General features: G+C 59.8%; 1 protein-coding gene. It reads left to right on the top strand.

Going from position 1 to position 415, the window contains the following annotated elements:
• On the top strand, positions 1 to 415 hold a 415-nt coding region (locus tag FMN63_RS00075; protein WP_148581918.1), incomplete at both ends, for a phosphotransferase family protein.

Raw genomic sequence — 415 nt, 5'->3', positions numbered from 1 at the left:
GTCGGAGAGCGCCTATCTTCCTCTGTTGCCGGGGCTCGTCGGCAGGGCTGAGACGCTGGAGGAAGCGGCAGGGCCTTTCGAGATCGCCTTCGGCCACAACGATCTGCTGGCCGCCAACTTTCTCGATGACGGCAAACGGCTCTGGCTGATCGACTGGGACTATGCCGGTTTCAACACGCCGCTTTTCGATCTCGGCGGATTGGCCTCCAACAACGAGCTCTCGGAGGCGACCGAGCGCACGATGCTGGAGACCTATTTCGACCGGCCGCTGACCGATGATCTCAACAGGCGCTACACCGCAATGAAATGCGCCTCGCTGCTGCGCGAGACGCTCTGGAGCATGATTTCGGAAATTCATTCCAGCATCGATTTCGATTACGCCGGCTATACGGCCGAAAATCTCGCGCGCTTCGAT

This window comes from Stappia sp. BW2 (genome assembly GCF_008107695.1).
Taxonomy (GTDB): domain Bacteria; phylum Pseudomonadota; class Alphaproteobacteria; order Rhizobiales; family Stappiaceae; genus Roseibium.
This window is presented reverse-complemented; position numbering and strand designations above follow the sequence as displayed.